This is a genomic window from Lichenicola sp., assembly GCF_965198575.1.
Classification (GTDB): Bacteria; Pseudomonadota; Alphaproteobacteria; order Acetobacterales; family Acetobacteraceae; genus Lichenicola.
This window is the reverse complement of record NZ_OZ240671.1, coordinates 3,638,838-3,663,860: the sequence shown is the minus strand read 5'-3', so window position 1 is coordinate 3,663,860 and position 25,023 is coordinate 3,638,838. Positions and strand designations below refer to the sequence as shown.

At 69.5% G+C, this 25,023-nt stretch carries 20 protein-coding genes; 9 read left to right on the top strand and 11 right to left on the bottom strand.

Annotated elements, in window-relative coordinates; genetic code table 11:
- Positions 1-83 precede the first annotated feature (83 nt).
- On the top strand, positions 84-1,190 hold the full coding sequence (locus ACOEQ2_RS16565) for a hypothetical protein (protein WP_419729047.1): 1,107 nt from the start codon (positions 84-86) through the stop codon (positions 1,188-1,190).
- A 201-nt stretch (positions 1,191-1,391) separates the two neighbouring features.
- On the opposite strand, the gene ACOEQ2_RS16560 is transcribed toward ACOEQ2_RS16565, so the two are convergent.
- Positions 1,392-2,942, bottom strand: a complete 1,551-nt coding sequence (locus ACOEQ2_RS16560) for a cryptochrome/photolyase family protein (protein ID WP_419729046.1) — start codon at positions 2,940-2,942, stop codon at positions 1,392-1,394.
- Positions 2,939-3,529, bottom strand: a complete 591-nt coding sequence (locus tag ACOEQ2_RS16555; RefSeq protein WP_419729045.1) for a Smr/MutS family protein — start codon at positions 3,527-3,529, stop codon at positions 2,939-2,941. Before ACOEQ2_RS16555 ends, ACOEQ2_RS16560 begins: the two co-directional genes overlap by 4 nt.
- A gap of 78 nt (positions 3,530-3,607) precedes the next feature.
- On the opposite strand from ACOEQ2_RS16555, the gene ACOEQ2_RS16550 reads away from it, so the two are divergent.
- On the top strand, positions 3,608-5,158 hold the full coding sequence (locus tag ACOEQ2_RS16550) for a hypothetical protein (protein WP_419729044.1): 1,551 nt from the start codon (positions 3,608-3,610) through the stop codon (positions 5,156-5,158).
- Between the two features lie 91 nt (positions 5,159-5,249).
- Positions 5,250-6,695, top strand: a complete 1,446-nt coding sequence (locus ACOEQ2_RS16545) for a methyl-accepting chemotaxis protein (RefSeq protein WP_419729043.1) — start codon at positions 5,250-5,252, stop codon at positions 6,693-6,695.
- Between the two features lie 100 nt (positions 6,696-6,795).
- On the opposite strand, the gene ACOEQ2_RS16540 is transcribed toward ACOEQ2_RS16545, so the two are convergent.
- On the bottom strand, positions 6,796-6,981 hold the full coding sequence (locus tag ACOEQ2_RS16540; protein WP_419729042.1) for a hypothetical protein: 186 nt from the start codon (positions 6,979-6,981) through the stop codon (positions 6,796-6,798).
- A 224-nt stretch (positions 6,982-7,205) separates the two neighbouring features.
- On the opposite strand from ACOEQ2_RS16540, the gene ACOEQ2_RS16535 reads away from it, so the two are divergent.
- Complete coding sequence (locus ACOEQ2_RS16535) at positions 7,206-9,479, top strand: Hint domain-containing protein (RefSeq protein ID WP_419729041.1); 2,274 nt, start codon at positions 7,206-7,208, stop codon at positions 9,477-9,479.
- A 12-nt stretch (positions 9,480-9,491) separates the two neighbouring features.
- Here ACOEQ2_RS16535 and ACOEQ2_RS16530 read toward each other — a convergent pair whose 3' ends face one another.
- The 6 genes from ACOEQ2_RS16530 to ACOEQ2_RS16505 form a co-directional block, all read right to left on the bottom strand.
- Positions 9,492-12,560 (bottom strand): efflux RND transporter permease subunit, encoded by a 3,069-nt coding sequence (locus ACOEQ2_RS16530; RefSeq protein WP_419729040.1) that lies wholly within the window; start codon positions 12,558-12,560, stop codon positions 9,492-9,494.
- A gap of 14 nt (positions 12,561-12,574) precedes the next feature.
- On the bottom strand, positions 12,575-13,708 hold the full coding sequence (locus ACOEQ2_RS16525) for an efflux RND transporter periplasmic adaptor subunit (protein WP_419729039.1): 1,134 nt from the start codon (positions 13,706-13,708) through the stop codon (positions 12,575-12,577).
- A gap of 34 nt (positions 13,709-13,742) precedes the next feature.
- Entirely contained in the window at positions 13,743-15,332 is a 1,590-nt protein-coding gene (locus ACOEQ2_RS16520) for an efflux transporter outer membrane subunit (protein WP_419729038.1), read from the bottom strand.
- A 199-nt stretch (positions 15,333-15,531) separates the two neighbouring features.
- Positions 15,532-16,416: a DNA-methyltransferase gene (locus ACOEQ2_RS16515; RefSeq protein WP_419729037.1), complete on the bottom strand. Its 885-nt coding sequence runs from the start codon at positions 16,414-16,416 to the stop codon at positions 15,532-15,534.
- Between the two features lie 140 nt (positions 16,417-16,556).
- On the bottom strand, positions 16,557-17,822 hold the full coding sequence (locus tag ACOEQ2_RS16510; protein ID WP_419729036.1) for a murein transglycosylase A: 1,266 nt from the start codon (positions 17,820-17,822) through the stop codon (positions 16,557-16,559).
- A 104-nt stretch (positions 17,823-17,926) separates the two neighbouring features.
- Positions 17,927-18,622, bottom strand: a complete 696-nt coding sequence (locus tag ACOEQ2_RS16505; RefSeq protein ID WP_419729035.1) for a Tim44/TimA family putative adaptor protein — start codon at positions 18,620-18,622, stop codon at positions 17,927-17,929.
- A gap of 214 nt (positions 18,623-18,836) precedes the next feature.
- On the opposite strand from ACOEQ2_RS16505, the gene ACOEQ2_RS16500 reads away from it, so the two are divergent.
- Both ACOEQ2_RS16500 and secB read left to right on the top strand, forming a co-directional pair.
- Positions 18,837-19,475 carry a histidine phosphatase family protein gene (locus ACOEQ2_RS16500; RefSeq protein ID WP_419729034.1) on the top strand — a complete coding sequence of 213 codons (639 nt, stop codon included), beginning with the start codon at positions 18,837-18,839 and terminating at the stop codon, positions 19,473-19,475.
- 138 nt (positions 19,476-19,613) lie between these two features.
- Positions 19,614-20,144, top strand: a complete 531-nt coding sequence (gene secB / locus ACOEQ2_RS16495) for a protein-export chaperone SecB (RefSeq protein WP_419729033.1) — start codon at positions 19,614-19,616, stop codon at positions 20,142-20,144.
- A 26-nt stretch (positions 20,145-20,170) separates the two neighbouring features.
- Here the strand turns inward: secB and ACOEQ2_RS16490 are convergent, their stop codons facing one another.
- Both ACOEQ2_RS16490 and hemC read right to left on the bottom strand, forming a co-directional pair.
- On the bottom strand, positions 20,171-20,905 hold the full coding sequence (locus tag ACOEQ2_RS16490) for a uroporphyrinogen-III synthase (RefSeq protein ID WP_419729032.1): 735 nt from the start codon (positions 20,903-20,905) through the stop codon (positions 20,171-20,173).
- A gap of 25 nt (positions 20,906-20,930) precedes the next feature.
- On the bottom strand, positions 20,931-21,983 hold the full coding sequence (gene hemC, locus ACOEQ2_RS16485) for a hydroxymethylbilane synthase (protein ID WP_419729031.1): 1,053 nt from the start codon (positions 21,981-21,983) through the stop codon (positions 20,931-20,933).
- Positions 21,984-22,091: 108 nt separating this feature from the next.
- Here hemC and tsaD point away from each other — a divergent pair, with 108 nt between their 5' ends.
- The 3 genes from tsaD to ACOEQ2_RS16470 are packed head-to-tail and all read left to right on the top strand — an operon-like array spanning position 22,092 to position 25,014.
- Positions 22,092-23,204 (top strand): tRNA (adenosine(37)-N6)-threonylcarbamoyltransferase complex transferase subunit TsaD, encoded by a 1,113-nt coding sequence (gene tsaD, locus ACOEQ2_RS16480; RefSeq protein ID WP_419729030.1) that lies wholly within the window; start codon positions 22,092-22,094, stop codon positions 23,202-23,204.
- Positions 23,201-24,043, top strand: coding sequence for a 23S rRNA (adenine(2030)-N(6))-methyltransferase RlmJ (locus ACOEQ2_RS16475; RefSeq protein ID WP_419729029.1), 843 nt, complete (start codon positions 23,201-23,203; stop codon positions 24,041-24,043). The genes tsaD and ACOEQ2_RS16475 overlap by 4 nt, the downstream gene beginning before the upstream one ends.
- Positions 24,040-25,014, top strand: coding sequence for an NAD(P)H-dependent glycerol-3-phosphate dehydrogenase (locus ACOEQ2_RS16470; protein WP_419729028.1), 975 nt, complete (start codon positions 24,040-24,042; stop codon positions 25,012-25,014). Before ACOEQ2_RS16475 ends, ACOEQ2_RS16470 begins: the two co-directional genes overlap by 4 nt.
- The last annotated feature ends 9 nt before the right edge of the window (positions 25,015-25,023 follow it).

Below are 25,023 nucleotides of genomic sequence, written 5' to 3'. Positions count from 1 at the left end.
CGCCGTATTTGGGACATCGTGCGGGGTCATGTATGACGGCACCATGAACTGCAAGGCTTCCAACCCTTGAAAAGCGCCTGGCCGTGACTGCCGACAGCCGGCTTCCCCGCCGGTCTCTGCTTCTGGCCGCACCTGCGGCGGCCCTTGCGGCGCTGGTCCCGACCGGACCCGCGGGTGCCCGCGTGGGCGTGACAGCCGGGGCCGTAAAGGGTAGCGGGGCGAGCGCTGATCCGGCGCAACTCGGTGCGGGTGGGGGTGGGCTGGATCCGGCTCCCGCCAGCCTGCACAACCCGACTCTGCTGGTCGCCGGACCCGCCGATGCCGGTCCGGGGCTATGGGCCCGCCTGCTGGCGCCCCGGCTCGGCGACGCGTTGCAGACCGGCTCGACGATCGCGGTATCGGCCACCGGCGGGCGAGATGGCGTGACCGGCGCCAACGCCTTCGAGGCGCTCACCACCCCTGACGGTTCGACCGCGATGCTGGTCCCCGGGGCGGCCGCGATCGCCTGGCTGGCCGGCGATCCACGCGTGCATTTCGACGCCGGCCGCTGGGTCCCTGCCCTCGCCGGCCTGTGCTCGGGCGTGCTGGTCGGGCGCTTCCCGGGCGGCGACCCGTTGGCCGGTCGCCGCATCGCCATCGCCGCCTCGACCGCCACCGGCCCGGAACTGCCCGCCCTGCTCGGCCTGTCGATGCTGTCCGCCGTGCCGCTGCCGACCTTCGGGCTGTCCGAGCCGCAGGACGCAGCGTCTGCGTTGCGCGCCGGCCACGTCGATGCGGTGTTCCTGACCGGCCACGACGTGCCGCAGCGGCTCCGGCAGCTGACCGATGTCGGCTTCGTGCCGCTATTCTCGCTCGGCGGCAGTGACGACGACATCGAGGCGCGCGACCCGGCAATCCCGGCCGTCCCGACATTCGCCGAGCTGTTCGGCCAGCAGACCGGTCATGCGCCGGCCGGGCCGCTGTTTGCCGCCTGGCGTGCGACGGCCGCAGCCGCCCGGCTCGATGTGGCACTGGTGCTGCCTTTGCTGGCGCCGCCCTCGCTGGTCGCGCGCTGGCGCAGCGCCTGCCAGTCGGCGGTGGGAGATCTCGGGCTGGTGAGTGCCGCACGCACCGCACAGTCGACCCGGTTTCGGCGCCGGCGTGCGTCCAGGCGCTCGCCCGGATCGGCGCCGACGAGACCGCGCAGTTGACCCTCCGACGCTGGCTGGCCGCCCGCAAGGAATGGCGCCCGGCCTGACCGTCGCCGCGACCAGGCACGCGGACACGGTGGGTGCCTGCAGACGAGCCAGTCATCCCGTGCACGGAGAGTCCCCGCGACCGGCGGCAAGCCGCATGCGACATGGTGCTCAACCAGCTCGAATTGCGCTCGATCCGCGGGCGATCGCCACGGCTCAGACCTGATCGCCACGATCCATCGCCGCCAGGAAATCGCCCGCCTGGGTCTGGAGCGACGTGCGCTTTTCCGGGGCCATGCGCTCGAGCGTGCGCAGCGGCATTGCCATGCGCGTGTTTCCCTCGAGCTTCTGCGCATGGCGGGACATGAAATCCCAGTACAGCGCGTTGAACGGACAGGCACCCGGACCGACCGACAGCTTCGGGTCGTACGCGCAACGTCCGCAATAATCGCTCATCCGGTTGATGTAGGCGCCGGACGCGGCGTACGGCTTCGATCCCATGATGCCGCCATCGGCAAACAATGCCATGCCGCGCACATTGGGCATCTCGACCCACTGGTACGCGTCGGCATAGACGATCAGGTACCACTCATCGACCTGGTCCGGATCGAGCCCGGCCAGCAATGCGAAGTTGCCCGTCACCATAAGGCGCTGGATGTGATGCGCATATGCGTTGTCGTGCGTGTCGCGAACAACCTGCGCCATGCAGTTCATCCGGGTCTCGCCGGTCCAGTAGAAATCCGGCAGCCGGCGGGTCGCGCCAAGCGCATTGCGGCCGCCATACTCCGGCATGTTCAACCAGTAGATGCCGCGCACATATTCGCGCCATCCCAGCACCTGGCGGATGAATCCCTCGACCGCATTCAGCGGCGCCAGGCCTTCCCGCCAGGCGGTTTCCGCCGCGCGGCACACGACCAGCGGATCGAGCAGGCCGAGATTGAGCGACGTCGAGATCAGCGCGTGGAACAGCACCGGATCGCCGGTGCGCATGAAATCCTGCCAGTCACCGAACCCGACCAGCCGCTCGGTCACGAAATGATCGAGTGCCAGCGCTGCCTGTTCCGCGGTCACCGGCAGCGAGAAGTCCTCGATGTTGCCGAAATGATCGCCGAACAGTCGCTCCACCATGTCGATCACCGCGAGCGTGGTGGCATCCGGCGGGAATGACGGGGCGATCGGCGGCACCACGCCACGCGGCATCGCCTTGCGGTTCTCCTTGTCGAAATTCCAGCGTCCGCCGGCGGGTTGATCTTCCTCCATCAGGACGCCGTGGCCGCGTCGCATCTCGCGGTAGAAGAACTCCATGCGCAGGCTCTTCCGCCCCGCCGCCCAGTGCCGGAACTGCCTCGAGCCGCACAGGAACCTGGTATCGTCGAGGATCTCGGTCGGAACCCCGGACAGCTCCTGCCAGCCCGCCATGTCCTGCGACAGCCGCCACTCGCCCGGTGCCGTCGCGATCACCCTTTCCGGCGCATGACGCTCGACCGCACGCAGCATCTCGCCGCGCAGGCTGTGGGTGTTGTCCGGATCCTCGAGCGTCACGTACTCGACCCGCACGCCGCGCGCCCGCAGCCGCTCGGCGAAGTGCCGCATCCCGGACAGCACCAGCACCAGCTTCTTCTTGTGGTGGCGGACATAGGTGCACTCGTCGCGCACCTCCGCCATCAGCACGACATCGCGCGCCGGATCGAGGCCGTCCAGCGCCGACAGAGGGTCCGAGAGCTGGTCGCCCAGCACGATCCGGAGGGCAGACCTGGGTATGCTCATCGCCGCCGGCCCGGGTGATCAGGTTTCGCTGCCGGAATCGGCCGCCGACGCAGCAGCACGCGCACCGAGCCGACATTGCCGGCGCGCGGATGCACCGCCGCCAGCACCAGGTGCCGGAGGTCGTGCCGGTTCAGCCAGTGCGGCAGCTCGCGGCGCAGGATGCCGCCCTCCGGGCCGGAGCCGGCGCCGGTGATGATCTCGACGCAACGCAACCGCTCGGACTGGGCCCGCAGCAGGAAATCATGCAGCAGCTGGAACGCCGTCTGCGCCCGCTCGCCATGCAGGTCCAGGCGCCGCTCCGGACGCAGCCGGCCGCTCGACAGCGCACGCCAGCTGGTGTCGTCGAGGCCGGCCAGCCGCACGCCGATCTCGACCGGCCGCCGCGGCGCCGGCACCGGGCGGCCTGGCGGCCTGGTCGCCGCGGGAGGCAGGACCGGCCCGGCGGCAATGGGTGGGGTGGGCGCAGGTGGCGGCACCGGCGGCGGCAGGTCGGGCAGCGACTTCGGCGGGCGGCCACGCAACGGACGCACCTCGCGGGCGTACTCCACCCACAGGCGCTGCTCGCCTTCCTTCAGCCGGCGTGCCATCCGCTCCCGCTTCCAGAGGCTCGGTCGGGTCGGGGGCGGCGGGACAGCGAACCGGACAGCGGATATCCTCGGATCATCATGCAGACACGTCAGTCTCTCACGGAGCCGGCCCGGCTTCCAGCACAGCCGCGGTCTTGGAGACGCGCACGCGCGCGCCCGCACCTGCTGGCGGCGGCGATCATCCTGGTCGTGCTGGGTGCGCTCTGGACCCGCACCCGGGTAGAGCCCCTGAGCAGCTACGACCAGGGCTTCTATCTCGGCATCGCCTACGACCTGGTGCATCACGGCCGCTTCACCGACGGCTACCGCTTCGCCGGCGGTGACGCCGACACCATCCGGCCGCCCGGCATGCGTTTCACCCCGCTCTATCCCGCCCTCCTGGCAGCCGTCGCCACGGTGGATCCCGGGTTCCGGCACAACCTCGACTGCCTGGTGGCGACCCGCGGACAGGGCACCTGCGGTCGTGGCGCCGGCCCGATGCGATCGCTGCAGCTGCTGATGATGGCGGCCACGTTCTGGATGATCTGGTGGTCGGGCTGGGCCTGCACCGGACGCATCCGCACCGGCTGGCTGGCACTCGGCCTGGCGCTGCTCACCGCGCCGCTGCTGCTGCTGTCGGTCGACTACCTGATGACGGAGTCGATCAGCCTGCTGCTGTTCACCGCCGCCAACACGCTGGCCCTCAAGGGCTTTCTGGTGGCGTGCCGGCGTAATGGCTCGGTCACCCGGATGAGTGCCGCCCCGGCCGACGCTGCCTGGATGGCGGGTGCCGGGGTGGCACTCGGGCTCGGCGTTTTGACCAGGCCGGGTTTCGCGTGGCTGGCCTACATGGCGGTCGCGGTCGGCCTCGCCTGGGTGCTGGCCGGAGGCGGGGGATCGCCGTCGATCCGGCAGCGGAGCCGGATGCTGGCAGCCTTCGTGGCGGCGGCCCTGGTGGTCGTGCTGCCCTGGATCGTCCGCAATGGGCTGGTGCTGGGTCGCCCTGCCCTCACCTTCGGCTATGCGTCGCACACGCTCGTGCAGCGGCTCAGCTTCGACAGCATGACGGGCCGCGAATACGGCATGAGCTACGTGTGCTGGCTGCCGGACGGCAATGCGCTCGGGCGTGCGATCGCCGGCCCGCATGCCTGCGACCGCTTCGGCTGGGACGACCACCCCGACAGTTTCTATGCGATCGGCATCCGCGGCATGCTGGCCTCCACGCTGCGCCAGGCCGGCGGCTACGCGCACCACATGTCGTTCCTGGTGCACCACTACCTGCTGCAGGACCCGCTCAGGCAAATCGGCTGGCACGTGATGGTGACGCTGTCGCTGGCGCTGCGTGGCCTGTATGTCGACCATTATTGGGGGTTGCTGCTGGCGCCGATCTGCCTGGGCTGCACCGTGCGTGCGCTACCCAGGGCTGGTCGCCGGCGTGATGGCTGGCCGCGGCCCTTCCTGCTGCTGTCGCTGCCGGCATGGTTCATGCTCGCCTTCAACGCCGCGGTCGCTGTGAACCAGGTGCGCTACAACCTGATGCTGATCATGCCGTTCTCGATCGCCGGCGCACTGGCGCTCGAAGCCCTGTACGCGCGGGTGCGGCAGCGTCCGGAGGCCGACATCGGGGCGGCGCCGTTAGCACGTCCTTAACCGTCGATGCGGCACTCTTCCTCCAGGCGTTCGGCACGTAGCGTGCCTGTCCAGGGAGAGGCTCGTGTTCGGCAGGACTGAGATTAACAAGGTGCGCGACGACGCAGCCACGATTGCGGCATTCGACCGCGGACAGGCGATCATCGAGTTCGACATGAACGGAATGGTGCTGGCTGCAAACGCCAACTTCCTCAAGCTGCTCGGATACACCCTTGCGGAGGTCAAGGGCCGCCACCACGGCATCTTCGTCAAGGAAGCGGACCGCCGGAGCGACGACTACAAGCGGTTCTGGGAGATGCTCAGGACCGGCGTGTCTCAGCTGGCGCAGTTCAAGCGCATTGACAAGACCGGAAAGGAGGTCTGGATCCAGGCATCCTACAACCCGGTGCTCGACGCCACCGGCAAGCCCGTGAAGATCGTGAAGCTCGCCAGCGACGTGACCGCCGAGAAGCTCAAATACGTCGAGATGCTGGGGGTGTCGAACGCCATCAACGCTTCGCAGGCGGTGATCGAGTTCGACATGAACGGGACCATCCTGACGGCGAACCGGAAGTTCCTCGATATCATCGGCTACACGCTCGCCGAGCTCAAAGGCAAGCATCACAGCGCATGCCTCGAGAAAGCGGAACGTGACTCGCCCGACTACAAGCTGTTCTGGGAGAAGCTGAGGCGCGGCGAATACGTTGCCGGACAGTACATGCGGATCGCCAAGGGCGGCCAGCCGTTCTGGATCGAGGCCTCGTATAATCCGATCCTCGACCTCGATGGTACGCCTCTCAAGGTCGTGGAATACGCGACCGACATCACCGCGCAGGCGCAGCTGCTTGCAAAGCTCGAGTCGATGATCGGAAAGGTCCACTCGGCCGTCGCCCATTCGAACAGCCAGACCGAGATGGCTGCGAGTGCCTCCAGGACCGCGTTCAGCAATGTCCAGACGATGGCGGCCAGCACGGAACAGCTTGCTGCCTCGGTACGCGAAATCAGCGCCATCATGGTCAAGTCCGATGCCGCCACGGTCGCAGCCCATGCCCACGCCACTGCCGCCGCTGGAGCGGCCCTCCGCCTGGCCGATACCTCGTCCTCGATGAGCAGCATCGTCGATCTGATCCGCAGCATCTCGGGCCAGATCAACCTGCTGGCGCTGAACGCCACCATCGAGGCGGCGCGTGCCGGCGATGCCGGCAAGGGGTTTGCGGTCGTCGCGAGCGAGGTCAAGAACCTGGCCAATCAGGCCCGCACCGCCACCGACCGGATCGCCGAGGGCATCGACCGCCTGCAGGGCGTGTCGAGCGAGGTCGTCGGCGCGCTCGGCGAGATCGAGAAGTCGATCCAGGCGGTCGGCCAGCTCGTCGCCGGATCCTCGGCAGCGGTCGAGGAGCAGAGTGCGGTGACCCGGGACATGTCGACGCGCATGCAGACCACCGCGCACGGCGTCTCTGCCATGAACGACAACATCGACGAGATTGCGGCCGGCATCCAGCAGGTCTCGACCGCCGTGACCGAAGCAGGGGAGGCAGCGCGCGCCGCGTCCCATTGAGATCGACGCCCCGGCCACCTGAAGCGCGCCGCCGGGGCATGTCCCGGACACACGGCGGTCGGATCCAGGCGATGCCCGTCCGGCGGGGCGGGCGCCGGCCCTACCGGAGCGGGTCGGTCGAGAAGAGCGGCTCGCCGTCATCGGCAGGCGGTGCTGCCGGATCGCCGGGACGGCTCGCCGGCGATCCGTCCACGGCGGTTTCAGCCGGGAGGACCGGCGCGAAGTTGTCGCCCTGGACCGCGATGTCCAGAGCGCCAACCGCCGGGAGATCAGGAAAAATCGACATGGGGCGGCTCCGTCGAATTGCGAATCCAGCATTGTAGGGGATAACGGCTGGCCTGCCGAGCGGAATGGCTGCGGCACAGCTCGATGACGCGCCGCATGCGGGACTCCGTTGGTTTCCCGGATCGTTCCGGTATCTAAAAAGCGACGTACAATTGTCATTGGTCGCCCGCTGCGACTCTGTTCACAAACCGCGACCGTGAACACGTTTGCGGCAGGAAGATCAGAATGAGCGACTCCACCACCGAGGTTTTCGTGCCCGGGGACCTGGTGATCAGCGTCTATGGCGACGGCGCCAACACCGGGACCTACACCGACAACGCCGCCGCACCGATCGTGCTGGAGCAGATCACCACCGCCGGCACGTTCGTCAGCCAGATGGAGCTGCCGCAGACCACCACCGTGGTAAATGGCGTCACCGAGAACGCCATCTCGGGCGAATACGGGTCTTCGTCGGAGGGATCGCTCGAGCTGGCGGCCAACGGCCAGTCGCTGGTGCTCGCCGGCTACGGGATCAACGCCAACACCTACAATGCCGGTGGCGCCGCGGTGTACGGCAACAATGCACTGGCGCAATCGACCAGCATCCAGGGCGGCGGATACACCGCGGTCTCGCGGGTGATCGCCGACATCAACGCCGACGGCACGGTCGATACCAGCACCGCGCTCTACAACGTGTTCAACACCAACAACCCGCGCAGCGTCGCCACCGTCGATGGCAGCACCTTCTATATCTCTGGCCAGGGCGTGAAGGGCGACGCCACGCAGGGCGTGTTCGAGGCCAAGGACGGCGCCAGCAGCGCCACCGTCATCGACGGCAGCACCGACACCCGCACCCTCGAGATCTATGACGGCGAGCTGTACGTCTCGCGCGACAGCAAGCAAGGCAGCGGCGGCACCTCGAACATCTCGAGCTACGGCACCAGCCTGCCGAACTCGGCCACCACGCCGATCCCCCTCTCCGGCATCATGACCTCGGTCAAGCTGACGGCGGCGGAGGAGAATTCCGTCAACGGCTCCGCGGTCGGCACCAAGGTGGCGCTGAGCCCGGAGAACTACTTCTTCGCCAATGCGACGACGCTCTACGTCGCAGATAGCGGCAATCCGAAGGAAGCCACGCTCGGCGATGGCGGCCTGCAGAAATGGATCTTCAACGGCAGCAGCTGGAAGCTCGCCTACACGCTGTCGGCCGGCCTCAACCTGGTGCCGAATACCGCCAGCGCCGGCACCACCGGATTGATCGGGCTCACCGGCACGGTGGAGGCCAACGGCACGGTGCAGCTCTACGCCACCAACGCCACCATCGGCGACCTCGACCAGACCTACCTCTACGGCATCACCGACACGCTCGGCGCGACGACCAATCCGGGCGAGAGCTTCACCACCCTGGTGACCGCGGCACCCGACACCAATATCCGCGGCGTCTCGTTCGCGCCGGTCGCGGCCGATCTCGCCTGCTTCTGCCGGGGCACCCGGATCCTGACCGAGCGCGGCGAGCTCGCGGTCGAGAGCCTCCAGGAGGGCGATATCGCGCTGACCCTGGCCGGCGGCACTATGGTCCCGGCCCGCATCGTCTGGATCGGCCAGCGCCGCATCGACCTCGAGCGGCATCCGACACCCGCGATGGTGCGGCCGATCCGCTTCGCGCCGGACAGCCTCGGTGACGGCCAGCCGAGCCGTCCGCTGCTGCTCTCGCCCGATCACGCGGTCCTGCTGGACGGGGTGCTGGTCGCAGCCCGGCAGCTGGTCAATGGCGGCAGCATCACCATCGAGACCCCGGCCTCGGTGCAGTATTTCCACGTCGAGCTCGAGCATCACGCGATCCTGCTCGCCGATGGCGCCGCCGCCGAGAGCTACCGCGACACCGGCAACCGCGCGCAATTCGCCACCAGCGGCGCGGTGACTGCGCTGCACCCGGATTTCACCGGCTCTGCGACACCGCCCACCTGCGCGCCGCTCATCACCGAGGGTGCCTTCGTGCAGCCGATCTGGCAGCGCCTGTCGGACCGAGCCGCCTCGCTCGGACTGGCAGCCAGAATCCCGGTCGGCGACAAGGATGCACGCCTGGCACTCGTGCTCGCGGATGGGCAGGTGCTGCAGCCGGCCGAGCGGCGGGCTGACGGTCTGCACGTGTTCTGGCTCGACGGCGCCGAAACCGTGGCCCAGACGGTGCGCCTCCGCTCGCGTCACGCGTCGGTGGCTGATGTGCAGCCGTGGCAGGACGATCGCCGGCAGCTTGGCGTGGCGATCGGCGCGATCGAGATCTGGCGCCGCCAGGATGGCCTGTCGGCGACGTCCGTGCCGCTCGACAGCGATGCGCTGTCAGGCGGCTGGTGGGCCGGCGAGACCGACGGCGGTCGCCACTGGCGCTGGACCGATGGCAATGCCGGCCTGACGCTGCCCGCAGGCCTCATGCAGCTGGCGGTCAGGGTCGAGGCGACGTCCACCTACCTTCCGGATGCGACCGAGAGCATCCAGCCGGCGCACGCCCGCGCCGCCTGACGCCGGCGTCGCTCACACCCGCACCAGTTCCGGAACAGGAACCTTGGTGCGGGTTGCGGCCAGCAGCATGTACACCGCAGGCAGCACGAACAGCGTGAACAGCGTGCCGATCGACAGGCCGGACGCGATCACCAGCCCCATCACGTAGCGCGACGCCGCACCGGCGCCGGTCGCAAACACCAGCGGCAACACGCCCAGCACCATCGCCGCCGTGGTCATCAGGATCGGGCGCAGCCGCAGCGCGCAGGCCCGCTCGATCGCCTCGCGCTTGCTGAGGCCCAGCTGCTGGCTCTCCTTGGCGACCTCGACGATCAGGATGCCGTGCTTGCTGATCAGCCCCATCAGCGTCACCAGCCCGACCTCGGTGAACAGGTTGATGCTGGCGCCGCCGATGCCGAGCCACACGAAGAAGAGCGCGCCGGCGATCGACATCGGCACCGACACCAGGATGATCAGCGGATCGCGGAAGCTCTCGAACAGCGCGGCGAGTGCGAGGTAGGTGATGATCACCGCGAGCGCGAAGGTGGCCGCAAAGCCGCCGCTCTCCTGCACGTACTGGCGCAGCGGCCCCACCGTGTCGGTGGTGTAGCCGGCCGGCAGCGTCTCGGCCGCCAGGTGCTGCAGATATGCATAGGCCTGCGCCTGGGTGACGCCGGGTGCCGGCAGCGCATTGATCGTCGACGCGTTGAGCTGCTGGAAGTGGCCGACCGATTCTGGCACCACCGAATTGACGATCTGCGCCACCGACCGCAGCGGCACCGAGACGCCCTTCACCGTGGTGATCGGGTAATCGAGGATCTGCGTCGGGTTGAGCCGGAACCGGCGCTCGACCAGCGGCTCGACCTTGTACGAACGCTGGTCGTTGGAGAAGAAGCCGACATAGGTGCCGCCGAGCATCGCGTTGAGCGATGTGCCCAGGTCGTTCATGGTCAGGCCCAGCGCCGAGAGCTTGCCGCGATCGACCGAGATGGTGGATTGCGGCTGGTCGATCTTGAGGTCCTGCTCGGCATAGGCGAACAGCCCGCTGGCCCGTACCTTGGCAAGGAACGCCTCGCCGGCTGCACCGAGTGCGCGGAAGTCACCCGAGCTCTGCAGCACGAACCCGATCGGCATGCCCTCGGCACCGGGCAGGTACGGCGGCTGATAGACCGCCATCTCGACGCCGGCGACCTTCTGCAGCGCCGCCTGCACCTCGTTGCCGATCTCGAATACGCTGCGTTTCCGGTGCGCCCAATCGGTCAGCACGATGCCGTCCGTGAGGCCGGGCGGGAACACGACGTGCCAGTAATTGTCGCGCTCCGAAATCGACCGATAGATGTCCTGGATCTGCGTGTCGTAGAGCCTGAGGTTGTCGAACGTCGCGTTCGGCTCGCTCTGGCCGCTGGCGATCAGCACGCCCTGGTCCTCGGCCGGCGACAGCTCCGCCTTGGAGTGCGAATACAGGAACCCGATGCTGACCAGCACGCACAGGCCGAACAGCAGCACCACCGGCTGTATCCGCAGGCTCGCCCGCAGCATCGCGAGGTAGCCGCGCTGCACCCGCATCAATACGCGCTCGATCGCCTCCTCCATGCGCGTCGACAGCGAGTGCGGCTGCCCCGGGCCCGGTCGCGGCTTCAGCAGTCGCGCGCACATCATCGGCGAGAGGGTCAGCGCCAGCAGCGCCGACATCGTGACCGAGCCGGCCAGGGTGAAGGCGAACTGGGTGAACAACGCCCCGGTCAGGCCGCCCTGCAGCCCGAGGGGCAGATAGACCGCGATCAGCACCACGGTCATCGCCAGGATCGGCTGAAGCAGCTCGTGCGCCGCCGCCGAGGCCGCGCGTAGCGGCGTCATCCCGGCTGCCAGGTGGCGGTTGACGTTCTCGACCACGATGATCGCGTCGTCGACCACGAGGCCGGTCGCCAGCACCAGCGCCAGCAGGGTGAGCAGATTGATGGAGAACCCCATCAGCGCCATCATCGCGAAGGTGCCGATCAGCGACAGCGGGATGGTGACCACCGGCACGATCACCGAGCGCGGCGAGCCCAGGAAGGCGAACACCACCAGCGACACGATCACCAGGGCGGCCGCCAGCGTCGTGATCACCTCGTGGATCGAGGCGCGGATGAAGGTGCCGACATCGAACACGATGGCGATCTTGAGGGCCGGCGGCGCCTGCAGCTTCAGCTCGTCGACCGCGCGGCGCAGGTCGCTGGTCAGCTTCAGGGTGTTGGCGCCGGTGCTCGGCTTGACCGTGATGAAGACGCCGGCCTGGCTGTCGCTGATCGCCTCGAACTGGTCGGGATCATGGCCGAACTCGACGCGTGCGACGTCGCCGAGCCGGATGATCCGGTTGTCCTGCTGGCGCAGCACGAGGTTGCGGAACTGGTCCGCGGTATGCAGCCCGGAGGTGATGTCGAGGTTCGCGAAGGTCATCGCACCCAGCGTCGAGCCGATGCCGGAGACGAAGTTGTTGTTGCCGAGAGCGGTCTGCACGTCGGCGGCACTCATGCCGACCGCGGCGAGCTTCTCGGGATCGAGCCAGACCCGCATCACGACGTGCGGTGCGGCCTCGACGACGACCTTCTGCACGCCGGCGATCGCCTGCAGTCGCGGCTCGATGATGCGGTGGGTGTAGTCGCTGACCTTGCCGGGATCGAGCTGGGTGCTGCTGACGAAGATGTTAAGCGCCTGCTGGCCGGCGCCGTACAGGGTGATCGAGGAGGTCTGCACGCCGGCCGGAAACTGCGCGCTCGCCGCCGTCACGTAGGCCTGGATTTCCGACAGCGCGCGCGCCGGATCGTAGTTCAGCTTGAGGTGCACGATGATGTCGCTGTCGCCGGTGGACGAGCTCGACGTCATGTAGTCGATGCCCTCGGCCTGGCTGATCTTGCCCTCGATCGGCGTGGTCACGAAGCCGGCGATGGTGGCGGGATCGGCGCCGTAATACTGCGTGTCGACCTCGATGGTGCCGCTGACGGTGTGCGGGAACTGCTCGATCGGCAGCGACTGCTCGGCGCGGATGCCGAACACCAGCACCAGGATCGAGACCACGCAGGAGAGCACGACACGGTTGATGAACAGGTCGGTGAGGCGCATGGCGGGTCTCCTGCTCACTCTTCCGGCGGGTTCGGTGCGGCGAGATTCTCCGGCTGCACCCGGTCATCGACCAGCACCGACGAGCCGTTGCGGAGCTTGACCTGGCCCGCGGTGACCACCCGCTCGCCCGGCTTCAGGCCGCTCACCACCTCGACCTGGTCGCCCTGGCTCTCGCCGGTATTCACCACCCTGGAGGTTGCGGTCATGACGCCACCCTTGGCACCACCCGGCGTCAGCACATAAACGAAATCGCCATACGGGTTATAGCTGATTGCCGCCGCCGGTATCGTGACAGCCTGGTGCGCGGCGCCTTCGGCCAGACCGACCGTCGCGAACATCCCGGGCAGCAACGCGTGATCCGGGTTCTGCAGGCTGGCGCGGACCTGGGCCATGCGGCTCGAGGCGTCGATCCGGCTGTCGGCCGCCAGCACCCGGGCATCGAACACCCGCCCGGGATAGCTGTCGACGCGCACCTGCACCGCCTGCCCCGACGCGATATGGCCGATCTGTTGCTGCGGCACGTTGAAGTCGACATAGATCGGATCGAGCGCCTGCAGCGTCACCACCGCGGTGCCGGCCACCAGGTACTGGCCGAGATCGACCATTCGGATGCCGAGCCGGCCGGCGAACGGCGCCCGGATGATCTTCTCCTGCATCAGCGCCTGCTGCGCCGCCACCTGGGCGCGGTAGCTGTGCAGGTTGGCGTTGTCCTGGTCCAGCGTGGCCCGGCTGATCGCCTGCGCGTCGAATTGCTTCTGGTCGCGCGCCACGTTGGCCGCCCACAGATCCGCCGTCGCCTGCAGCGTCGCCAGGCGGGCATCGTCGTCATTGGCGCGCAGCCGCAGCAGCGTGGTTCCGGCCGCCACCTCGGTGCCGGACTGGAAATCGATGCGGTCGACGATGCCCGACACTTCCGACGAGAGGTCGGCACCCTGGACGGCGCGGACCTGCCCGAATGCGCGGATCCGGCTCTGCCAGGAGGAGGCCCTGACGGTGATCGCCGAGACCACCTGAGGCGGTTGCGCGGGGGCCTGGCTGCCCGCCTGGCTCACTGCCCCGGCACGCGACGTGAGCAGCCAGCGGCCGCCGCCGACCACCGCCAGCATGGCCACGCAGAGCAGCGCGAGCAACAGGAGTTTCCTGGTCATCGGGATATATCCTGCAACGAAACGGTTCGGGATGTCATGGCAGCGGCGAGCTGAACAGGCCGGGCGGCGGCGGCGGCAGGTCGTTGCGGTTCCACCAGCCGCCACCGAGCGCCTGGTAGAGTGCGACGCTGTCGGTGAACCGCGCGGCGCGGGCCCGGATCAGCGTGATCACGGTGTTCTGGTAGGTCTGCTGGGCGCTCAGCACGCTCAGGTAGCTGACGCCGCCGAGCTTGTACTGCAGGCTGGCCAGCGAGAGGCTGCGCGCGGCTGCGGTCTGCGCGATGTTGGCGTAGTTCAGCGCCACGGCATCGTTCTGCACCGCCGCAAGCACGTCGGCGACGTTCTGGAACGCCTGCACGACGGTGTTGCGCCATTGCGCGGCCGCCTGCTGCATCGCCGCCTTCTGCGCGCGCTGCTTGTGCAGCAGCTGGCCCGCGTCGAAGATCGGCTGCACCGCCTGGTTCACCAGCGACCACATGCCATTGGTCGGACTGAACAGCTGGTGGGTGTCGGCCGCACTGGAGCCCACCGAGGCCGTCAGGGTCACGTTCGGCAGCCGCATCGAGATCGCGACGCCGAGGGCCGCCGTCTGCTGGTGCAGGTTGGCTTCGGCGGCACGGATGTCGGGACGTTGTGCCAGTAGCGCGGACGGCACGCTGACCGGCAGCTCGCCCGGCAGCGTCAGGCCGTCGAGATCGAGCGGCGGGATCACCACGCCGGACGGCGCCTGGCCGAGATAGGACGCCAGCTGGTCGCGGGTCTGCACGAGCTCGGTCTGCAGCGGCACCAGCGTGGTCTGCGCCTCCGCCACCTGCGCCTGCTGGGTCGCGACGTCGGTGCCGGTGGCGCCGCCCAGCTCGAACTGCTGGCGCACGGTGTCGAGCTGCTTCTGCTCGAAGCCGATCAGCTGCTGCTGCACCGCGATCTGCCCTTGCAGCGAAGCCGCGAGGATGGCGCTGTTGGCGACGCCGGCACTGAGGGCCAGGTATGCCGCCTCGAGCTGGTAGCGCTGGTAATCGACCTGCGCCTCCGCCTGCTCCACCGCACGGCGCAAGCCCCCCCAGAAATCCAGCGTGTAGGAGAGCGTCAGCCCGGCGCTGTAGTCGCTGAACAGCAGCGGCGGCGACTGGCTGCCCTCCAGGGACAGCGGCTCTTCCTGTCGGGACCGGCTGATCGTGCCATCGATCTGTGGGAACAGCGTGCCCTGCTGCGCCATCGCCTGTTCCTGGGCCACCCGCAACGCCGCGTTGGCGGCATCGATGCTCGGGCTGTCCCGCAGCGCCGTCGCGACCAGCGTGGTGATCGCCGGCGAGCGGAACAGCTGCCACCACTCACCCGGGATGTCGCGGCCGACGACCAGGTGCTGCGCCTCGCCACCCGCGACCTTCGACGCCACGGTGACGGCATCGGGCGCGGTCTCGTTGTAGCGCCCGGGGGTCAGGTGGGTGGCGTCGCCGTAGCCCGGCCGGTGGAAGTCGGGACCGACCGCGCACCCGGCCAGGAGTGCCGAGGGGCCGGCCAGGCTGGTGGCCAGCAGCAGCCACGGTCGGCGCCGCAGGCTGACGGGGACGAGGCGCTTCCAGCAGAGGCGCCGTGATCGTCTGGGGATGGGCTCGGCCGACATGACACCTCGTGGTGGGGGCCGCCATCGGGTGCCGCCGCATTTCGTCCTGTTACAGCAGCTTCCGTGCCAGCCGGAAGAGGCGCGCAGGCCAACCGCAAGGTGTTGATATAATTTAATTCCTGGAGAGGCTCGGATTAACCTCGAAACGCCGGTTGGCGAGCTTCACCACCCCGTGGTGGATTACGCCAGAACCTGTCGCTCAGCCGTGACCACGGATCGTGGATAGCAGGCGGGTCCGGGCGATTCCGACATAGCCCGCATCGAGATCGATGCCGATGCCGCGCGCGCCTTCCTGTTCCGCAGCGATCAGGGTGGTGCCGGTGCCCATGAACGGGTCCAGCACCACCGGCGATGCCTGCCCGTGCAGCCGCATGCACATCCGCGGCAGCATCACCGGAAACGTTCCGGGGTGGTTGAACTTCTGCGACCGCGCCTGCACCGTCTCGTACGGGATGAACCAGCTGTCGCCGCGGCAGCGCAGATCCTGGGCGTGCTGGCGACGCGCGATGTTGGACTTGTCCTTGAACGGCACGCCGACGGCCAGCCGCTTGAGCGGGACGGCGCCGTTCAGCGTCAGGTGGAAGATGTGCTCGTGGTTTCGATGCAGGAAGCGCTCGCTGCGCACCGGCTTGAAGTGGCCCACGGAATCATCGCCGATCGAGATCGACTTCACCCAGGTGATATGGTTCTGCAGCCGGAACAGCGACCGCAACCGGACGATCAGCTCGAACGGCAGCCAAGGCATCGCACTCGACCCGGTGATGTTGAGAAAGAACGACCCGGTCGGCGCCATCACGCGCCGAACCGCCGTGGCCACCCCGACCATCCAGTCGAGGTAATCCTCCTCGGCGCGGCGGTCGCTGTAGGTGCGATAGGACAGGCCGATATTGTATGGCGGCGAGGTCACGACGACATCGACCGATGCGGCGGGAAGCCGGCCCATCACTTTCACGCAATCGCCGCGATACAGCAGGTGCCGGCCGACCCCCTGGCGTCGTGGAACCGGCTCCGCCTCCGTGACCGGGCGCGCACGCTGAGGCTGTTCGACCACCGACTCGATGTTCAGTGCGTTGAGATACGTCATCACGGCAGTATCGCCAGCGAGGCCCAGTCCAGGCCACCCCTCGCCCGGCCGGTGTCGGCGTCGGTGCGCGATCCAGGGGCGGCGGCGATACAGCGCGTCGGCGCCGAACCGCCGGGGGGTCACGGTCCGGGCCGCTGGATTCAGGTGGCGGGCTGGCGGGGCAGCAGCAGGATGATGCGGCCGCCCGCATGCATCGCGCCGGCATTGCGCGCCGCATCCGCACCCCAGCCGAAAAACAGGTCGGCGCGGGTCGGGCCGACGACATCGGTGCCGAGGTCCTGCGCCAGCATCAGCCGGTCGAGCGGGGCGCCGGATGGCAGCGTGGTCTCGACGAACATCGGCACCCCCAGCGGAATGAATCGGCGATCGACGGCCGCCGACCGCTGCGGCGTCAGCGCAAGTCCGAGCGCCCCGGGCGGCCCCTGGTTCGGCGCCAGGTCATCGAGGGCGCGGAAGAACACGTAGTTCCGGTTCTGCTCCAACAAGTCCTGCGCGTCGGCCGGGTGGGTCTCGAGCCAGCCACGGATCGACTGCATGCTGACGCCGCTGGGATCGAGCTGGTGCCGGTCGATCAGCACCCGGCCGAGCGGCGTGTACGGCTGGCCGTTGCGCCCGGCATAGCCCAGCCGGACGATCTGGCCGGTCGGCAGCCTGACCCGCCCGGCGCCCTGGACCTGCATGAAGAACAGGTCGATCGGGCTGTGCAGCCAGAGGATCTCGAGGTTCCTGCCCCGCAAGGCGCCCTGGTCGATCTCCGCCCGGGTCAGATAGGGGACCACCTTGCCCGCCTGCGCCCGGCCGGTGACCGCCGGCTGGCCGGGTTGCGGATTGGCCAGGGTGACCAGGTCCCGCGGCCGGGCATAGACCGGAACCGGCGTGTCGGGGCTTTCGGAGAGCGCGCCCGCCACCTCGGGTTCGAAATAGCCGGTGAGGTTGGCCTGCACGTCGCCCCGGTCCGACGCCTCATAGGGCAGGAACCAGGTTTCCAGATACCGCCTGACCGTGGCGTCGTCGTCGGATGGCAGCGCCCGCGCGGCGCGGCAGGCCGGGCGGTACAACCCCGCATGCGCCGCCGCCTCGACAGCGTCCGGCGCCTCGGTGGCGGGCGGTTGCGCCGTGCTGGTGCCGTCCGTGGACGGCCCCGGCTGCGGCGGATCCAGCAGTGGCGTCTCCACCGGCAGGCGGCCGAGCCGTTCGCATTCCGCCAGCAGCACCGGCAGGATCTCGCCGACATGGTCCTGCTGCCAGCCGGCGAGGTCGGCAAAGGCAAGGCGGCGCAACGAAAGTGTCGGGGAGGCCGGCGGTGTCGCGCAGCCGGCCAGCAGAAGCGGACCGAGCAGCATCATTGCCGGCGAGGCGCGGCGCCGGCGACCGGACATGCCGGAAGAGCGGAGCTGGAACGTCATGCGGTGATCATCCGGTAGCCGCGGCCGGACGCTGCGCGCCCTTGCCGCCGGGTTTGCCAGGCTCGGCTGCAGGGCCTTGAGCGGGAGACCCGGCGCCGGCGTCGTCAGGCGCTGCGGGCTGCGGCGAGGCGCCAGGGCGGGGTGTTGGCATCCGAGGGACGTGGACCACCGATCCAGCGCTCAAAACTCCACAGATCGGCGAGCTCGGTCACCGCATCCGCCCCGGACACCGGCAGGCCGTCCTTGGCCAGCAGCACGCTGACCTGGTCGGAGACGAAACGTACGTCGAGCACCGCGCGCCAGGTGCCGTTGGTCTGCGAGAGCGACGCATCGACGATCTGCGCCTGGGTGATGGCGCGGATCTCGGCCCGCTGGGTCTGTCCGGCTTCCTCGCGGGCGATGATCGCGGCCTCGAAGGCGCCGTATGCGTCCGGAGTGAGGTTGGTGCGCAATGCGGCACGGTCGCCCTCGGCGAAGGCCTGCACGATCCGGCGGAACGCCGCTTCGGCCTGCAGCAGGAAATCGGCCGGGTCGAAACCGCGCTCGCGCTCGCGGATCCGGGCCAGCGTCACGCCGATCGGGCTGGAGCCGTCGGGAACCTTGCGGTCCGGGACCGCCGGGATCGGCTCGGCACGCGCCTCGATGATCGGACCGGTGCCGCGAAGCATGCCCGGAGGCGGCGCCGGACGCTCAAGCCCGGTGCGCTTGCCGAGCACGCTGCGCAGTCGCAGCACGAGGAAAGCCGCAACGAGCCCGATCAGGACCAGGGCGACCGGGGAGTTGCCGGCAAAGGGGTTCATGCGGGTCTCGATCCTCCAGGAAGGCCCAAGGCCAGTACCCGCCCGGATGGCGGGGGCCTCTGGCATCGGCAGATCCGACGCAAGGCAGCCCGCATCAGCGCGGAACAGGGATAGAGATAGGCGCAGCGTGCGCCAGAGACAACTTGGTCCTTGGGCGTGCCGGGCCCGGCCGCTCCGATTGCAGGGCTCCGGAAGGAGGCGTATCCGGAACGCGATGATTCTCCTGCGGCACTGTCAGAGCGAGTTCAACCTGCACTTCACCCGCACGCGCTGCGATCCGGGCATCATCGATCCTGCCTTGACCGCCGAGGGACTGGCGCAGGCCGACGCAGCCGCCGTGGCCCTTGCCGGACCCGACGCCCGGGCGGACGGCCGCATCACCCGGCTGATCGTCTCCCCGTACCGGCGCGCCCTGCAAACCGCTGCCCCGATCGCCGCCCGGCTCGGTCTGGAGGTCACCATCGAGCCGATGGTCCGGGAGCGGTTCGCATTCGTCTGCGATGTCGGGTCGCCGCGCTCGTCGCTCGAGCGCGACTGGCCCGGCATCGACTTCTCGTGCCTGGACGAGATCTGGTGGAATGATGGCGCCGCCACCCCGGACGCGCCACCGGAGCGAGAGAGCGAGGCCAGCGTGATTGCCCGCGCCGACCGGTTCCGGGCCCGGATGGCCTCCGATCCCGCCTGGCCGGACACCCTGCTGGTGTCGCATTGGGGCTTCCTGCTGGCGTTGAGCGGCCGCAGCATCGAGAACGGGCAATGGCTGCGGATCGATCCCACCGAGCCGTTGCGCGAGCCGATCGTGTGGCGGCACGCGACCACGCCCGTCTTGCAGAAGTTGCCGCCGCGGACCTGAACACTGTCCAGGCGCGTGCGTATGGTCGCCCCAGCGCGCGCGCGTAATCGCCCCAGCGGGTGCGCGTAATCTCAAGGCTCCTGGCGCACAGGTGGCGGGCGTGCTAGCGGCGGCCGCAGCCGACACAGGAGAAACGTGATGTCCGAAACCAGTCCCCTGCCGCAATCGGGTCCGCCGGCGCTGCCGCTGACGATGAACCTGCAATACACCAAGGACCTGTCGTTCGAGGTGCCGTCGGGCGCCGAGATCTTTGCGACGCTGCGGGCCAATCCGCAGATCTCGGTCAATATCGACGTGCAGGCGAACCGGCTGCAGCAGGACCAGAACGTCTTCGAGGTCATCCTCTCGATCAAGGCCGACGCGACCGAGCCGGCCGCCGAGGGCACCAGCGCCGCCGCTGCCTCCAGTGGTCGCACGGTGTTCATCGTCGAGCTCGCCTACGCCGCGATCGTGACCCTCGGCGACACGCCGGAGACCATGTTCGAGCCGCTGCTGCTGGTCGAGGTGCCGCGGCTGATCTTCCCGTATGCCCGCAACATCGTCAGCGAGGTGACCCGCGATGGCGGCTTCCCGCCGGTGGTGCTGCAGCCGATCGACTTCGTGGCACTGTGGCAGGCCAAGCGGGCGCAGGCGGCTGGCGGCATCGGCGAGACGGCCGGCAACGCATAGCTCCGGAGCCTGGTCGGGCGGTCCCCTCAGCGTCCGGGCGGGTCGCCCAGCAGCGCGAGCAGCGAGGCGGCATTCGGCATTTCGGCCGCCTCGACGCTGCACCAGGCCATGGGCTGCAACGTCGAGGCCACCGCGCGGCTGATCGCCAGCGCCCGCACCGAGGCAAGGGCGGGATGCAGTGCGATCGGCAACAGCCGGCCGAATGCCGAAGCGGTCTCGCCGGAAAAGAACAGCGCCGCGTCCAGCGCACCGTCCTGCAACGCCTCGTGGGCGATGTCGGGGAGTGCCACCGCAGGGTCGGCGGCATACACGCATCGCCGGATCACCGTGAAGCCGCACCGCCGCAGCGTCCGGGCGAGCGGGATCCCCTGCCCCCGGCCGCACGCGAGCAGCAGGGCGCCATCGACCGGACGAAGCGTACTCGCCACGAGGCGGGCGAGTGCATCGGCGTCGCCGGCAGCACTCGTCACATTGGCGAGTCCGGCCGCCCTCGCCCGGGTTGCGGTGGCGTCGCCGACGGTCAGCACCGGCCGCTCCTGCAGCATCGGGCCGAGTGCCGCGACCCCCGCGACCGACTGGCCGCTCGTCAGCAGGAGCGCCTGGATCGTGATGGCCGATGACGTCGGCAGCGACCAGTGCAGCGGGCGCATCGCGAGCAGCGGTGCGGCAACCGGCGCCCATCCCGCATCCGCCAGCGCCGCCATGGTCTCGCCGAGACCGGGCTCCGGCCGGGTGACCAGGACCTGGTGTCGCCGGCTCACCGCGCGAGGGTCACCCGGCAGCAGATCATGCGAACAGGTTGGTCGGGCTGTCCCGACGCAGTCCGGCGCCGAGCTCGCGGCCGAGCCGTTCGGCATCGCCGGCCGGCCCGACGATGTTGCGCCGGAGCAGGAACGACCCATCCTCCCGCGCCACCAGGCCGGTCAGTTCGAGCTGCGGGCCCACCCCCGGTATCGCCGGGAGCAGCCGCGCATAGCCGCCGATCGGGGTGTGGCAGGAGCCGTCCAGCTCGGCCAGAAGTGAGCGCTCGGCGGTGGATACCGCTCGCGCCTCGTAATCCTCGATGGCGCCCAGCAGTTCGCGCAGCTCGATGTCGCTCTCGCGCACCGTCACGCCGACGATGCCCTGCCCGGCCGACGGCACCATCACGTCGGGCTCCAGGATCAGGTCGGCGCGATCCGCCATGCCCAGGCGCTTCAGCCCGGCAAGTGCCAGCAGGGTCGCGTCGCACAGGCGCTGCGACAGCTTGTCCAGCCTGGTCTGCACATTGCCGCGCAGCATCACGATCCGGAGGTCGGGCCGTGCATGCAGCAGCTGCGCCTGGCGACGCACCGACGCGGTGCCGACCACCGCACCCTGCGGCAGGGCCGTGAGCGGTGCCGCAGGATCGGGGATCGATATCCCGGGACGCAGCACCAGCACGTCGCGCGCATCCTCGCGCTTCAGGGTGCAGGCCAGCACGAGGCCTGGCGGCAGCGTCGTCTCGAGGTCCTTCAGGCTGTGCACGGCGAAGTCGATGCGGCCGTCCAGCAGCGCCTCGTGGATCTCCTTGGCGAACAGCCCCTTGCCGCCGATCTCGGCGAGCAGCCGGTTCTGCACGATGTCGCCGGTGGTATTCATGGCGCGTTCCTGGAACGCACCCATGTCGCGCAGGACGGGACAAAACCGGGTCAGCATGGTCAGGAAGGCACGGGTCTGCACCAGGGCCAGCGGCGATCCGCGCGTACCGACACGGAGCGGCAGCATCCGGCGATGCGGCACCGCCCGCTCTGCCTGCCTCGCGGACGCTGCCCGTGCCGCCTCCTGCAATGCCGCGGAGGGCGGTGCATCGGCGGTCATGCCGGTGGATGTCGCTTGATCGGTGAAGACAAGGCCGCGGCTGGGATCGGGCTGTGCGGGAGGCATACGACTGTCCTATTACCGGCACAACATTAAGGAAAGGCGCGGATGGATCAACCGAGGGCGGACCTGATCTGGAACGGCGGGCCGGTGCTGGCGATCGAATCATCGTGTGACGAGACCGCGGTGGCGGTTCTGCAGCATGACGGCGTGATTCTGGCCGAGCGCGTGCTCAGCCAGCAGGAGCATCTGCCGTTCGGCGGCGTGGTGCCGGAGATCGCCGCACGCGCCCATCTGGCCCATCTGCCCGGTCTGGTGCGCGCCATATTGGCGGACGCGGCATTGTCGCCGGGCGACCTCGGCGCGATCGCCGCCAGTTGCGGGCCGGGACTGATCGGCGGGCTGATCGTCGGCAGCGGACTCGGGCGCGGCATGGCGCTGGCGCTCGAGGTGCCGTTCGTGGCGGTCAACCATCTGGAGGCGCATGCCCTGACGGCGCGCCTGCCCGGGCTCGCAGAGGGTGGCGCGCCGTTTCCGTATCTGCTGCTGCTGGTGTCCGGCGGTCATTGCCAATGTGTCGCGGTGGACGGCTTCGGCCGATATCGCCGGCTGGGCGGCACGATCGACGATGCCGCCGGCGAGGCCTTCGACAAGGTGGCGAAGATGCTCGGCCTCGGCTGGCCAGGCGGCCCGGCACTGGAGCGGCTGGCCGAAGGCGGCGATCCGACGGCGCACCGGTTGCCGCGACCGCTGCTCGGGCGGCCCGGCTGCGACTTCAGCTTCAGCGGCCTCAAGACGGCGGTGGCGCAACGCCTCGCGATCCTGCCGGCGCCGCTCCCCGAGAGCGACGCAGCCGATCTGGCAGCCTCGTTCCAGGCAGCCGTGGCGGATGTGGTGGCGGACCGTGTCGGCCATGCCCTGGCGCTGATGCCCGAGGCGCGGCTGCTCGTGGTCGCCGGTGGTGTTGCGGCCAATGCGACCCTGCGCGCACGCCTGACCGGCCTCGCCGCAGCACGCGGGATCGCCTTCGCGGCACCGCCGTTGCGGCTCTGCACCGACAACGCCGTCATGGTCGGCTGGGCGGCAATCGAGACGCTGCAAGCGGGGCGTGCGGCGGGCATTGCCGTGGACGAGCTCGCCATGCCACCCCGGCCGCGCTGGCCGCTCGAGCAGATGGCGGACCGGCTGGGCACGTCAGCCCGGGCAACGGCGCCGGCATGAACTATCGACACGCGTTCCACGCCGGGAATTTCGCCGACTGCATGAAGCACGCGCTGCTGGTCTGGCTGGTGCGGGCCCTGCAGCGGAAGCCGGCGGCGATCCAGGTGCTCGACAGCCACGCCGGCGCCAGCCTCTACGAGCTCTCCTCGGGCGAGGCGGAGCGCACCGGCGAATGGCGCCAGGGCATCGGGCAGTTGCTGCAGCAGCCCCCTGCCGCGGCCCTCGCGGAGTATCTCGATCTCGTCCGGTCGATGGGTGCGCCGGTGCATTATCCGGGCTCGCCGCTGCTGGTCCGGGCGATGCTGCGGCCGCAGGACCGGCTGACAGGGTGCGAGCTGCATGCCGAGGACCATGCCACCTTGCGGGCGCTGCTCGGGTCCGACCCGCGTGCGAGCATCCACCACCGCGATGGCTACCAGGCGATCCAGGCATTGCTGCCGCCACCCGGTGCGATCCGCCGCGGCCTGACCCTGATCGACCCGCCATTCGAGCAGCCTGGCGAGTTCGCCCGCATCGAGGCCGCGATCACCACGGCGCGACGGCGGTTCCCGACCGGCATCATCGCCGTGTGGTATCCGATCAAGCATCGTGCACCGGTGCGGGCGTTCCATGACCGGCTGGTCGATGCCGGGGTGGCCGACGTGGTCACCGCCGAGCTGCTGCTGCGGCCGCCGCTCGATCCGACCCGGCTCAACGGCTGCGGGCTCCTGGTCGCAACGCCGCCGTTCGGCTTCGAGACCGCCGCCACCGGGATCCTGTCGGCCATCGACAGCACGCTCGGCATCGGCCAGGCTGACAGTCTGGTGCGCCGTCTCACCCCCGAGCTTGCGCGATCATGACCGGCGGCGGTGATCGTCCGCATGTCGCGGTGATCGGCGCCGGGGCATGGGGAACCGCACTGGCCCTGCAGGCCGCGCGCGCCGGTGCACGGGTCAGGCTTTGGGCCCGCGATCCGGGCTCGCTCGACAGCCATCGTCGCATGGCGCGGCTGCCCGGCGTGGTGCTGCCGGACGACATCACGGTCGATGCCCTGCTGCCGGACGCCGCCGACCTGGTGCTGCTGGCGGTCCCCATGCAGCACCTGCGGGACATTGCCGGCCGGTTGACCGTGCGGGCGCCACTGATCGCGTGCTGCAAGGGACTCGAACGCGCGAGCCTGATGCTACCGGGCGAGGTGCTGCGCGAGCTGCATCCGGAGCATCCGCACGGCGTGCTGTCCGGGCCGAACTTCGCCGGTGAGGTGGCGCGTGGGCTGCCCGCTGCTGCGGTGCTGGCCTGCCACGACCAGGCGCTGGCGACCGCCCTCGCGCGGATGCTGTCGACCGCCGCGTTCCGGCTCTACGCAGGCGACGACCCGGTCGGAGTGGAAGCCGGGGCGGCCGCCAAGAACGTGATCGCGATCGCGGCCGGGGCTGCCATGGGGTCGGGTGCGGGCGAGAATGCGCGGGCGGCGCTGATCACCCGTGGCATCGCCGAACTCGGCAGGCTGATCACCGCGCTGGGCGGCAGGCGTGAGACCGCGGCGGGGCTGTCGGGGATCGGCGACCTGGTGCTGACCTGCACCGGTCCGGGGTCGCGGAACTACAGCCTCGGCGTCCAGCTGGGCCAGGGGACGCCGCTGCGCGACATCCTGGGCGCGCGCTCCACCGTCACCGAAGGGGTCGAGACCGCGCCGGCGCTGGCGGAACGGGCGGCAAGGCTCGGCGTCCGGGTGCCGATCATCGAGGCGGTGGCAGCATTGCTCACCGGCCGCATCGACCTGGCCGAGGCACGTGATCGACTCCTGTCGCGGCCGATCGGCTCGGAGTAGCCGGCCCCG

Coding starts and splice junctions, on each gene's coding strand:
- ACOEQ2_RS16560 (WP_419729046.1), bottom strand. CDS start 2,942: ATGAGCATACCCAGGTCTGCCCTCCGGATCGTGCTGGGCGACCAGCTC.
- ACOEQ2_RS16550 (WP_419729044.1), top strand. CDS start 3,608: ATGCAGACACGTCAGTCTCTCACGGAGCCGGCCCGGCTTCCAGCACAG.
- ACOEQ2_RS16555 (WP_419729045.1), bottom strand. CDS start 3,529: ATGGCACGCCGGCTGAAGGAAGGCGAGCAGCGCCTGTGGGTGGAGTAC.
- ACOEQ2_RS16540 (WP_419729042.1), bottom strand. CDS start 6,981: ATGTCGATTTTTCCTGATCTCCCGGCGGTTGGCGCTCTGGACATCGCG.
- ACOEQ2_RS16505 (WP_419729035.1), bottom strand. CDS start 18,622: ATGAACCCCTTTGCCGGCAACTCCCCGGTCGCCCTGGTCCTGATCGGG.
- hemC (WP_419729031.1), bottom strand. CDS start 21,983: ATGACCGCCGATGCACCGCCCTCCGCGGCATTGCAGGAGGCGGCACGG.
- secB (WP_419729033.1), top strand. CDS start 19,614: ATGTCCGAAACCAGTCCCCTGCCGCAATCGGGTCCGCCGGCGCTGCCG.
- ACOEQ2_RS16500 (WP_419729034.1), top strand. CDS start 18,837: ATGATTCTCCTGCGGCACTGTCAGAGCGAGTTCAACCTGCACTTCACC.
- ACOEQ2_RS16515 (WP_419729037.1), bottom strand. CDS start 16,416: ATGACGTATCTCAACGCACTGAACATCGAGTCGGTGGTCGAACAGCCT.
- ACOEQ2_RS16520 (WP_419729038.1), bottom strand. CDS start 15,332: ATGTCGGCCGAGCCCATCCCCAGACGATCACGGCGCCTCTGCTGGAAG.
- tsaD (WP_419729030.1), top strand. CDS start 22,092: ATGGATCAACCGAGGGCGGACCTGATCTGGAACGGCGGGCCGGTGCTG.
- ACOEQ2_RS16525 (WP_419729039.1), bottom strand. CDS start 13,708: ATGACCAGGAAACTCCTGTTGCTCGCGCTGCTCTGCGTGGCCATGCTG.
- ACOEQ2_RS16475 (WP_419729029.1), top strand. CDS start 23,201: ATGAACTATCGACACGCGTTCCACGCCGGGAATTTCGCCGACTGCATG.
- ACOEQ2_RS16470 (WP_419729028.1), top strand. CDS start 24,040: ATGACCGGCGGCGGTGATCGTCCGCATGTCGCGGTGATCGGCGCCGGG.
- ACOEQ2_RS16535 (WP_419729041.1), top strand. CDS start 7,206: ATGAGCGACTCCACCACCGAGGTTTTCGTGCCCGGGGACCTGGTGATC.
- ACOEQ2_RS16510 (WP_419729036.1), bottom strand. CDS start 17,822: ATGACGTTCCAGCTCCGCTCTTCCGGCATGTCCGGTCGCCGGCGCCGC.
- ACOEQ2_RS16530 (WP_419729040.1), bottom strand. CDS start 12,560: ATGCGCCTCACCGACCTGTTCATCAACCGTGTCGTGCTCTCCTGCGTG.